General features: G+C 44.6%; 12 protein-coding genes. 4 read left to right on the plus strand and 8 right to left on the minus strand.

Annotated features, from left to right (window positions below):
• The 4 genes from K9W43_14310 to K9W43_14325 form a co-directional block, all read right to left on the minus strand.
• The coding region (locus tag K9W43_14310) for a hypothetical protein (GenBank protein MCF2138401.1) at positions 1-722 on the minus strand (722 nt) is incomplete at its 3' end.
• A gap of 312 nt (positions 723-1,034) precedes the next feature.
• Positions 1,035-1,382, minus strand: coding sequence for a DUF6516 family protein (locus tag K9W43_14315; GenBank protein MCF2138402.1), 348 nt, complete (start codon positions 1,380-1,382; stop codon positions 1,035-1,037).
• A complete protein-coding gene (locus tag K9W43_14320; protein MCF2138403.1) occupies positions 1,348-1,626 on the minus strand; it encodes a hypothetical protein in 279 nt (92 codons plus the stop codon). Before K9W43_14320 ends, K9W43_14315 begins: the two co-directional genes overlap by 35 nt.
• A gap of 164 nt (positions 1,627-1,790) precedes the next feature.
• Complete coding sequence (locus K9W43_14325) at positions 1,791-2,549, minus strand: hypothetical protein (protein ID MCF2138404.1); 759 nt, start codon at positions 2,547-2,549, stop codon at positions 1,791-1,793.
• Positions 2,550-2,787: 238 nt separating this feature from the next.
• On the opposite strand from K9W43_14325, the gene K9W43_14330 reads away from it, so the two are divergent.
• Positions 2,788-3,081 (plus strand): nucleotidyltransferase family protein, encoded by a 294-nt coding sequence (locus tag K9W43_14330; GenBank protein ID MCF2138405.1) that lies wholly within the window; start codon positions 2,788-2,790, stop codon positions 3,079-3,081.
• Between the two features lie 136 nt (positions 3,082-3,217).
• Here K9W43_14330 and K9W43_14335 read toward each other — a convergent pair whose 3' ends face one another.
• Entirely contained in the window at positions 3,218-3,424 is a 207-nt protein-coding gene (locus K9W43_14335) for a hypothetical protein (GenBank protein MCF2138406.1), read from the minus strand.
• Positions 3,425-3,694: 270 nt separating this feature from the next.
• On the opposite strand from K9W43_14335, the gene K9W43_14340 reads away from it, so the two are divergent.
• On the plus strand, positions 3,695-4,876 hold the full coding sequence (locus K9W43_14340) for an acetoin utilization protein AcuC (GenBank protein ID MCF2138407.1): 1,182 nt from the start codon (positions 3,695-3,697) through the stop codon (positions 4,874-4,876).
• 249 nt (positions 4,877-5,125) lie between these two features.
• Positions 5,126-5,332, plus strand: a complete 207-nt coding sequence (locus K9W43_14345) for a hypothetical protein (protein MCF2138408.1) — start codon at positions 5,126-5,128, stop codon at positions 5,330-5,332.
• Between the two features lie 419 nt (positions 5,333-5,751).
• On the opposite strand, the gene K9W43_14350 is transcribed toward K9W43_14345, so the two are convergent.
• Positions 5,752-5,976: a DUF2283 domain-containing protein gene (locus K9W43_14350; protein ID MCF2138409.1), complete on the minus strand. Its 225-nt coding sequence runs from the start codon at positions 5,974-5,976 to the stop codon at positions 5,752-5,754.
• 311 nt (positions 5,977-6,287) lie between these two features.
• Between K9W43_14350 and K9W43_14355 the strand changes: the two genes are divergently transcribed.
• Positions 6,288-8,183 (plus strand): GNAT family N-acetyltransferase, encoded by a 1,896-nt coding sequence (locus K9W43_14355; protein ID MCF2138410.1) that lies wholly within the window; start codon positions 6,288-6,290, stop codon positions 8,181-8,183.
• A 518-nt stretch (positions 8,184-8,701) separates the two neighbouring features.
• Here K9W43_14355 and K9W43_14360 read toward each other — a convergent pair.
• The gene (locus K9W43_14360) at positions 8,702-9,133 is read right to left on the minus strand and encodes a hypothetical protein (protein ID MCF2138411.1); all 432 of its coding nucleotides are present in this window, start codon (positions 9,131-9,133) and stop codon (positions 8,702-8,704) included.
• Positions 9,134-9,206: 73 nt separating this feature from the next.
• Positions 9,207-9,511, minus strand: a 305-nt coding sequence (locus K9W43_14365) for a hypothetical protein (GenBank protein MCF2138412.1), incomplete at its 5' end; no start/stop codon positions are given.

Genomic DNA, 9,511 nt, shown 5'->3' on the forward strand with positions numbered 1-9,511 from the left:
GGTTGCGCTTCCAAGATATGCTTCATCATTTCCAGCTGGCTTAGCAACTCTGGATTTTCTTCCCCATATCGTTTTATGCTCTCATCGAAAGATTCTCCACCTATGTCTTGACCATTTAGCCATTTAGTGAAATGGTAATAAGTTTCCTGCGTTGATTTGAACATATCTACTTCGGCTTGAAACCGTGAAATAACTTCTATTTCTATATATCTGATAAAATCATTGAAGTCACCTGCTGAAAATCCTATCTTTTCGATTAGATGGTTTCTATGCGGTTCGAAGAGATCACAGAATGTTTTTTCTACGTGAGGAGGATACGCTTTGCCACGTATTGCGAAGTAATCGAGTATGAGCTTGAATCGTATTGATGCCTCGGTTTTTTCTTCTTCCTCTTCATTTCCGTTGATATGTTCGTTACTAAAGTATAGAACAAAGTTTTTTACGAGTTGTTTCCAAACATCCAGAATTTCGTTTATAGTTGCAGTATCTACATTCTTCGGTGAAGTTGGAAAAGGTTTAGATAATGACAAGCTCATGACATACTCGATTAAAGGATACCATAACATATCCTCCGACTCAGTATGTTCATCTAAGCTCAATGTAACAACGTGCCTGGAAATAAAAGCAATTATCTGTAAGGGATTATATTCTTCAAGATATTTCTCAATCTCGCGAATGGCATCATTTACTGCTGTATATGTTTCCTCTCTTGGCCGAATCATTGGATTATCCCCTCCATCTGGAGTATGGAAACATTTGTTCGATAATTATTGCTCTTATTATTACTTTGCTATCAGTGACTCTGTGAAAAGTCTGCGCGATAGGGGGTTATGAAAAGTATGGATCCCATTTAGTGTCTGGATTCGAAACTCTTCAGGATTCATTCTGCCTTGAACGCTCTATGTCTGTGGAGTGTTCATGCAGCCCCGCTATCTGTTCGATGGGTTGCATTCCCGCATTTCACTACAATGGATGAACTTTGATTACTTTTGATATTATCCCGGCTTTTTCACTACGACCAGGTCACCAGAGTGCTATTCGTTCTCTAACAGTTTCTGTTCTATTATCACAAATACTTCTTGAAAGCCGATTTCATTGGATGCCTCCACATCAGGTGTATGTTTGTGATGTGGAAACGTTTGGACTTGGGTATGATGTGGCGCATTATCCCATCGAGTTATCAGGTTACCATTCTTATCTTGCCAATGATAAGAATAATCAAATTCGGACTCAGACACAAATTCACGGATATATAATACACTTTCATCAACAAGTTCTGCTTTTATCTTTAGAAAATAGAAGTTGTCGCCCTGTTGAAAATCAAGGAGATTGTACTTCTCGACAATTTTACTTTTCCCTAGCAATTCTAATGTTTTTAGCATCTTCGACTTCTCTCAACTGCTGTTCGAGATCCTTTCTCTTTGCCATATATGCCTTCCATTCAATGTACTCATCCCACAGGCTGAACGATTCTTTCTGTTCACTGATTCGCTTCTTGAACTCACTCAGAGAACAACCATGTTTTCTTTCGAACTGTTTGATCTTTTCTTTTACTGGTGAGAGCTGTGAGATGATCTTGAGCCGTTCATAGGTTCTAATCTCTTCACCATCAACTACTAATGTCATTATCATTCGTGCTATGTTGTGTCCACGACAATATAACATCTTGTATGCAACTTTCTGTTTGCGTTACCCGATCTGTCACGATCCTGAAATCTCGTATCGAAAACTGAACATTGTTATTGTGTACCTATTCCTCAGAGAAATGAATCTCCGGCCGTTCTAAATAATCACAAGTCCATCTCTGCCAGTTCTCCGTCCTCAGCGTGAAACGGCACTGAAATGTCAAGAGGCCCTCTCACATCTAGTTCGGTGTGTAATGACTCATCGACTTGGATCAGGATGTCCAGTGTCCAATCACGCAGGAGTTGCTCGATCTGAGTGATTCGACTGTGATCTATTTCCAGTTCGGCGTTAGCAAGACTCACCGCAAGCAAGACCAATGTTGAGAATGAGGCCACATTGCATGCAAACAGGACCGACCGGATCAGCTTGAGAGCAGGCGATTCCGTTGTGATAGCCAACTCAGAGGGAAATTGCATCTCAGAGTTCTTCGAATAGGTGGATAGAATTGGGTTCTCTATGACCTGTGCAATGAGATCCGTGTCTATTTTGTTGTCAGTCAATATGCTATCGGTCATCTTGCTCTCCACGAGCTGGAGGAAGGCGATTAACGTATTTATTGCCAGACCAAAATTAGCTGATAGGGCAGGGCCGTACTTCTGTTCTAATAGGAGTTGAATTCTTTTCTCTTGAACCGAGTCGAAGACCAATCTCAAAATCTTGAATGTTTCAAATGCTTGTGTCCATGCGGCGTCTACATTCTCCAGTGATGACCTCAGCGAGGCACTCACAAGTTCTATGATCCTCTGTTTGATATTTGTTCCAATGTTTCCGTTGAGCAGGTCTTCGGCGAACCGTGGAGATAATGGGCGATTGCTCTCACTGGGGATTTCAATAAGCATTACGGGAAGAATCTGGATCGTCATAATAGATCATGCCATATACAGAGGATTTTCCCCTAATGATCTCTACTCGGTGTGCGAATAAAAACGATGCTATTCCCGGTGGCAAGTTAATATTAATTTATTCCGCATTAAGATTAAAGTCTATCATGTTATTACTTGAATTGAAGTATGTTTAAGAACGGCCTGATCAACCATAATTCATCGACAAAGAATAATTTATCCGTTAAAGAAGATAGATAATGCATGTGGATTTATTGAAATGAAATCTATTGACGAAATCCGAACCATTCTCCAATGTGAACGACCGCAACTGAGAAAGCAATTTCAGGTTGAGAGTATTGCTTTTTTCGGGTCGTACGTTAGGAGCGAGCAGACCGGGGCGAGTGATATCGATATCTTAGTGAAATTTACAGACCCGGTCAGTCTACTCCATATAGTTTCTCTTGAGAACTACCTGACAGATCTGCTGGGAATCCGTGTTGATATTATTCTGAAAGAGAATAATCGTGAGGAGTTGAGGGATGGTATTTTGAGGGAGGCAATCCCGTTATGATCCAGTCTTGTACTGGACCATTTAGAATAGATTATGTTGCTGTTGAGCTCACGTAGGACGTGATGTACGTTTTGCGAATGTACTCACGCCCATGGATTTTTCAACAGTGGTCGTTTTTAATCATTTTCTGGTTTCACTAAGGATTAACTTCTCTAACGATCGCTTGCCATCGTTCAGGATTTTCTTTTGCTGGAAGAAACACAAACTCTAAGGTGTTATTGTTTTGCAATACCTTTGCAACCCCCTCAATAATTCTAGCTAATTCGTCAGGGCGAATTTTTATTTTGATACTCTTTGGTGTTTTTGTCACATCTACGTTTAGTGTAAATCTGTATTTTACCACGCGATTGCCGCTCCTTTTTAATAAATTTATGGGTTAACTGTTTTATCTTTTCTAAACGTTTACATAAAACTGCTTCTACTATTAAGAAAATTTGAGTGATGAGATTCCTACACCAAACTTTGCGGTAGAAAGATAGCTGTGACAGGAAACAGACGACCCATACAAAAGGATCGCATTACAGACCATACGGATTATTACAAAGGTAGTCTATTTCGCTACTACTAAGTAGCTGAATCTCCTGCAATATGATGAAGAATTGGAGGCCCATCATTGACTGGCGTAACTGCACTCTACGACCCTGAGAAGATCCTTGTCCTTGACGGAATGGACGAGATCGAGCGAGCCGAGGATGCTCCAAACCCATTCTGGAATCGTACCCGATTCGATATCACGTGGAACCTTCCTCAGATGGCAGGACTCACCGACGCGTCCAATATTGTGATCGAGCAGATGCGGCTGGCGACCAATGAAGAGTTGACCCTCTTTCACGACCGCTCGTACGTTGAGACCCTTGATCTCTTTGGCAACATGGGTGCAGCCTTCTCCACGCGGTTCGGTCTCCCCTCCCCCGAGTGTCCGATCTTCAGCAATGTCAACGAGTACGCCCGATACACAGTGGGCGCAACGATCGATGCAGTTCTTGGTGTGGCAGAGGGTCGCTTCAAGAATGCCATGTCCTTTTACGGTGGCTTTCACCACGCTCTGCCGAGCAAGGGTGCAGGCTTCTGTTACCTGAACGATTGCGTCGTTGCGATCAAGGTCCTAAAGCAGCGCCACCCGAACATGAATGTCCTCTATCTTGACACGGATGTTCACCATGGAGATGGCGTTCAGGCAGCCTTCTATGATGACCCCTCCGTGCTCACGATCTCAATGCATGAGAAGAGCATGGGATTCTTTCCGATGTCGGGGGGCGCGGAGGAGATCGGGGTCGGTGAGGGAAAGGGCTACTCGGTCAACATACCTCTACCGCCACTGACCGATGATGTCGAGTACGCGCGTGCCTTTGAGGAGATCGTCCTCCCTCTCTGGGAGAACTATCGTCCGGACCTTGTCTTTTGGAATGTGGGTGCGGACGCGCACATGAACGATCCCCTTGCCGACCTGACGCTCACGCTCGACACGTACCAGCGCCTCTCTCGAACGGTCCGGGAGATGGTCCATCTCCATAAGCAGAAGTTGGTGTTGGTCGGCGGTGGCGGATACGATCCTGTGACCACAGCCCGGGTATGGAGCCTCATTCTTGCGGATGTTTCAGGTCAGTGCCTTCCTTCCACAGTTCCAGTTGAATGGGCAAAGTTATGCGAACAGCGTGGTTTCAAGGTGACCCGTCTTGGCTGGACAGACCGGCCTCCGCGGATCGATGCAAGCCATTTGTCCAAGATCCGAGTGGCTGTAGATCGAGCGATCGACACGGTAAAGGAACTGGTCTTTCCGATTCACGATCTGTAAATTCACCGTGTTGATTATCTGATCAGTTCTACAATCGCATGCATTACGACCTCCGATCATTTACATCATACTTTTGCTAATTGTGCGAAAAAGCGAATTGTGCTTTGCGAGGAGCGGCTTGTGACGATGGATTCCTGTGCTGTAGTGCGTAGCATTCTCACGTACCAATGAATCTTGATGCTTGGTATTCCAGTTGCTAATCTACAAATTAATTAGGATATGCAGGAAGTCGTATACGTGGGTGTTAGTTTGGCGAAGTCTATTACCATCCCCGTAGAACTGTTGAGAGATCTTTATACAGGGCTAGCAAGACTCGAAGAGATCTTGGCAACTCTCGAAGAGTATATCGACGAAGCCGGATTGGAACGAATACGTGGGGCTGAAGAAGAGTTCCAACGCGGTGACTTTGTCACTGTGCAAAATAGCAACGACCTTGAAGAATTGTTGAGTGCGTAATAACTTCCCCTACAAAGCATCTGTGACATCCGGTTTTCTTAAAGGATTGAAAAAGTCGTCTGCGACTGTCCAACAGTGTCTGCACCTATGCGAGGGGTCGTGGTCTTCAACGTGATACTTTTGCATGGGTCGTCTGTTTCCTGTCACAGCTATCTTTCTACCGCAAAGTTTGGTATTGTTTTTCAGGCCTCATATCTTTCAATCTTACTTGTTACATACGTAGTAATGACCAAGTAGTTGCCATTCTCTCTTCGAAAGACTACTCGCAATAGTTTACCATCGATTCTCATCTGAGCGATCAAGTGGCCCTACCTATCATGAGAGAATTTGCGAGTTGATGTGATTGCCTTCTGAACATCTTCTTTTATGATGTTTCGCTGATGCATCCGCTCTTATTTGTGCGTGCTTTGTAAAGACAATCAAGTTCCTGAGACCTCGGCCACAAGTTCTTCACTATCAAGATGGATCAACTGATTTAGATCGAGATTGCGTTGAGAATAAGCTAGGATCTCGATGCCGATGGCCTCCCCGCTTTTATTGTAATCGACAATTATCCCCTCCGCTATCTCGATACTATTTGCCACTTTACCACTATCAATACGGAAGTACATTACATCTGCTACTTTATCGTATTCCATCCGCATTTATACCACTTTCACTCTTTTCTGGTGCTCGTAATCTCACGATAGCCCTATTTATCATAGATGTATGAATTCATTTACTATTGGCTATTTTAGGTAATGTCTTCGGCCCTACAAAAAACACGAGTTTGAATTATTGGTCACTCTGCTATTGCTTGCGAAATGGTTGAGTGAAGCGTCCGGGCAAGAATGGATTGCAGATAGTTGCATTCGAGTTCGGTGTTCATGAGCAAGTTATCAAATGCAGTAACACACCGACAGCCTCTCCGCAAACCTCATTACAAAGAACCTAATAGCAATGTCCGTGGATGACTATGGCAGCAGGCAAGATGAAGGACTGGACTGAGCGATATAAGAAGAAGATTCTGACAGCGGAGCAGGCGATCCGTAAGATCCGTCGCGGGTCGCGGATTTTTCTAGGGACTGGTTGTGGCGTCCCGATCCATCTCGTACACGAGCTGGCAAAGAACTCGGACATGATGGCCGACAATGAGATCGTGCATCTACTCACTCTTGGCGACACTCCCTCAGCGGATCCCGAGTTCCAAAATCAGTTCCGCCACAATTCGTTCTTTATCAGTGACAATATGAGAGATGCAGTGTCCGAGGGCCGGGCCGATTACACGCCCATCATGCTCTCCGACATTCCATACCTCTTCAGGCGCAAACGTATGCCCATCGATGTGGCGCTCATTCAGGTGAGTCCTCCCGATCAGCACGGTTATTGTTCACTTGGGGTCTCAGTGGACATCACCAAGTCCGGTGCTGAGAGTGCCGACATGATCATTGCTCAAGTAAATGACCGGATGCCTCTGACGCACGGTGACACCTTCATCAATGTCCGCGATATCGATTATCTTGTTCCGCACACCGCGCCACTTGTGGAATTTCAGGGCGAGGCACCCAGCGAGACGATCAGTCTGATTGGTTCCTATGTCGCACGGTTGATCGAGAACGATTCCACTCTGGAGTTGGGGATCGGAGCTCTTCCGCAGGCGGTCTGTACGAGCCTCTTGGAGACCGGTGTACAGGACATCGGGATCCACACGGAAATGTTCAGCGACAGCCTTATCGATCTTATTGAGGCGGGTATCGTGACCTGTAAGAGTAAGACCCTGCACCCCGGCAAAGTGATCGCTAGTTTTGTCATGGGTTCTCAGAGATTGTACAACTATGTTGATAACAACCCCTTCTTTGAGTTCAGGCCTTCGGAGTACGTGAATGATCCCTATATCATTGCACAGAATAACAAGATGGTTGCCATCAACTCCGCTCTTGAGATCGACCTTACCGGTCAGGTCTGTTCTGACTCGATCGGTTCCAAGTTCTATTCTGGCATAGGTGGACAGGTGGACTTTATTCGTGGTGCGAAGAGGTCTCCCGGCGGTAAGGCGATCATCTGCATGGAGTCAACTGCAATGAACGGTACGGTCTCCCGAATCGTTCCCCGACTCAGTGAGGGGGCAGGCGTGGTCACGACACGTGGAGATGTTGACATCGTAGTGACAGAGTATGGTCTCGCCTCACTTCATGGTAAGACGATTCGTGAGCGGGTGCTCTCATTGATTGCCATTGCTCATCCGAAGTTCAGGAACGAACTCCTTGAGGTGGCCAAGGCCATGAAGTACGTCTTTGAGGATCAAGTGCCATTCCTTTCGAAGGGAACTTACTTTGCTCGCGAGTACGAGACCTCGGAAGTCTTCAATGGTCCCGAGGGTCCCGTGCGCGTACACTTCCGCCTCATCCGTCCAGATGATGCCGACCGTATCAAGGAACTGTTCTACGATCTCTCTGAAGAGAGCATCTTCTTCCGGTTCCTCACTCCGCTCAAGAGCCTGCGCAGACAGACCCTTCAGGAGTTCTACAACGTCGATCAAGACAGGGACATCTCGATCGTTGCGGTCATCTATCCGGACAAAGAGGGTGAGACCGAGAAGATCATTGGTGCTGCGCGGTATCTCCTCGATCGTAGCAAGAACGAGGCGGAGTTTGCCCTGCTTGTCCAAGATGCGTATCAGAACCGTGGGATCGGCTCCTTCATGTTGAACCATCTCATGCGGATTGCCAAGAGCAAGGGCGTTGAGACCTTTGTGGCCTTTGTGCATCCCCAGAACTATCCCATGATCCGGTTCTTGCACAAGACTGGAAAAATCCTTGAGAGCAAGCTCAACATGGCCGATGACGAGTACGTGTTCCGTCTCAAACTATGATCTCTTCAACTCTTCAAATACAATGAAAGCGTGCACGAGGCCTTGGTACTGATCTGAGGTCTCTTGCATCGCTTGCCGTTGACTGTAATGTAAGTTCGGTCGTGTTGGGCCATATGTCGGTGAAGTCCGTTCAGCAGTGGTACTAGATATGATTCAAGAGGTTTTCCGACTTCCTGACTTTTTAGGTGCTGACCGTGAATAGAGGACTGATTATAGGCCTGTTAATTGTAGGTTGGACACTATAGGGCAGTAGATCCATCCTCCGCCAACCAATAGCGGTGAGCAACAGCTGCCTTCACTTCATAGTAATGGTCATACGTAAAATGTGGGTGTGATGATGTAAGATTCTATCAACAATGTCCAGATATGTCCAAGTCTTCTGTGGCTTAAGCAGTATTATTTATTTACGAGGTGTTTCTTTTGTTTTGAAAACTGAAACCCGTTTTTTTCGGCTTTCCCATTGAATTTTAAGAGTATTATCCAGTTTGCGTTTTGACCGGATTATGCGCCGTTTGCGTTCACTCAGCATTACTTATCACTTCTTTTACTCTTTGATACATCTCATTATATATCTTGGTCACTTTTGATTTTTCCTCTGTGTATATCGATAATAATTGTGCCATCTTTTCGGATTCACTTCTTATCAGTATGGGTCTGTTTCCGTTTTTACATATGACGAGAATATCTGTTGCCATGCCTACACCAGTATGTGATTCGGCCGATTTTTTGGCTCTAAATGCAAATAGTAATCCTTCTTCGAGGGAGTATCTTGGGGAATACTCTCCAAGATTAAAATAAATCTCCGAGAACATTTCTCCTGATCCGATAGCGCCATGAAATGATTCGGATACATAGTATATTTTTCCGTCTTGGTCAATTATTACTATTTGTGGTTTGTTATCTTCAAAACCAACAGCAATAGCTCTAAGAGATAGATTGAGTTCATTCATATTTCCATAAATCCACTCAACGAGACTTTGTGGAATCTTCCCCGAATCCTCCTTGATATATTCTTTAAATTCATCAAGAGAGAGTAAAGTATTTTTTTTCTATGAAATCATTTAACCTGCGAGTATTTTCCTTTTTAATTACAACCTCAAACTGTTCGATAAATTCAGAGAACGTCTTAGTTGGCTTTAATTTATCTTTTACAAATGTAATGCTCTCTAGACTCCCTGCAAACCCAACACCGAATTGGCCGATTTGATATATTTTTGGTATCTTTTCTTCATATTCATATGTTTCAGAATATGTAATCATACGATCTCCAATCAGAAGAATACAATCTTCATCCGCACATATAGATGCTTGAATAATTGTCATATTAT

It is taken from the genome of Candidatus Thorarchaeota archaeon (assembly GCA_021498125.1).
In the GTDB taxonomy this organism is placed as follows: Archaea; Asgardarchaeota; Thorarchaeia; order Thorarchaeales; family Thorarchaeaceae; genus B65-G9.

Excerpts from the sequence above, each read along its gene's own strand:
- K9W43_14315 (MCF2138402.1), bottom strand. The coding sequence starts at position 1,382 with ATGCTAAAAACATTAGAATTGCTAGGGAAAAGTAAAATTGTCGAGAAG.
- K9W43_14320 (MCF2138403.1), bottom strand. The coding sequence starts at position 1,626 with ATGACATTAGTAGTTGATGGTGAAGAGATTAGAACCTATGAACGGCTC.
- K9W43_14325 (MCF2138404.1), bottom strand. The coding sequence starts at position 2,549 with ATGACGATCCAGATTCTTCCCGTAATGCTTATTGAAATCCCCAGTGAG.
- K9W43_14330 (MCF2138405.1), top strand. The coding sequence starts at position 2,788 with ATGAAATCTATTGACGAAATCCGAACCATTCTCCAATGTGAACGACCG.
- K9W43_14350 (MCF2138409.1), bottom strand. The coding sequence starts at position 5,976 with ATGCGGATGGAATACGATAAAGTAGCAGATGTAATGTACTTCCGTATT.
- K9W43_14355 (MCF2138410.1), top strand. The coding sequence starts at position 6,288 with ATGGCAGCAGGCAAGATGAAGGACTGGACTGAGCGATATAAGAAGAAG.
- K9W43_14360 (MCF2138411.1), bottom strand. The coding sequence starts at position 9,133 with ATGAATGAACTCAATCTATCTCTTAGAGCTATTGCTGTTGGTTTTGAA.